Source organism: Paraburkholderia sp. BR14374 (assembly GCF_040948685.1).
Classification (GTDB): Bacteria; Pseudomonadota; Gammaproteobacteria; order Burkholderiales; family Burkholderiaceae; genus Paraburkholderia; species Paraburkholderia youngii.
This window is the reverse complement of record NZ_JBFPKF010000123.1, coordinates 1-791: the sequence shown is the minus strand read 5'-3', so window position 1 is coordinate 791 and position 791 is coordinate 1. Positions and strand designations below refer to the sequence as shown.

Sequence of the window (791 nt, the reverse complement as noted above, 5' to 3'; positions counted from 1 at the left end):
CTCTTCGGCCCCATCGGCAACATTCCACCTGCCGAGGCAGAAGCCGCTTACTATGCAAATCTCGCTGAGTCTGTCACTGTGGCATGACGCAAGCAAAACGGTCTCCGGAAAACCCGGGGCGGCTCAACAGGGCCGCTTTGCCTAACTTGATACACCGAGCTTTGTCGCTAATTCGCGCGTTGTCGAATAGCCCGTCTCGCATCGGCATCTTGCAATCCAATTGCCTATCATCACGCCGCGGCAATCTTCCGTGCTCGAGCAATATGTCGCCAGCGCGCGCGCAATGGACGTCAGGGTCGCAGCCCCCTACAACCGACGTTGCGAATTAACGCGAGACCCCACGCGTTTCACGCTTGCCAAGACAGATTGCGGATCATAGTGCAGCGAAGAAGATGCACATCAATTTCAGACAGAGATAATTTGTCGCTCCACGCCTCGTGGTTGCGCTTTCGACAACGCAGATGCGGTGGGATGGGCCGCGTTCGTTGATCCTGTAGCGTCGTAGCTCGGGAAGAAAGAAAGGCTCAATTGTTTCAATCGTCCGACTGATGCCGCTGGCCGTCAATGACCGACCAGCCTACGCATGTCGAGCTCTATTCGACGCAGACAGGCTCCGACGCGCGAACGGCTACCCAAAGCGCATCATATTGCGCCAACTGCGGACCTAGAGCGTGTTAGGAACTTCGATTGAGACCTGTTATCCTGGCGGGATGAAAAGAACAGACCGCAAAGGGTATCCGACTGATGTGTCGGATGAGGAATGGAGTTTCGCGGCGCCGTATCTGACGCTG

The 791-nt window shown here is 56.1% G+C and carries 1 pseudogene; it reads left to right on the top strand.

From position 1 onward, the window contains the following. Positions 1-710: 710 nt before the first annotated feature. A pseudogene (locus AB3X86_RS38305) lies at positions 711-791 on the top strand (IS5/IS1182 family transposase); the annotation flags it as partial.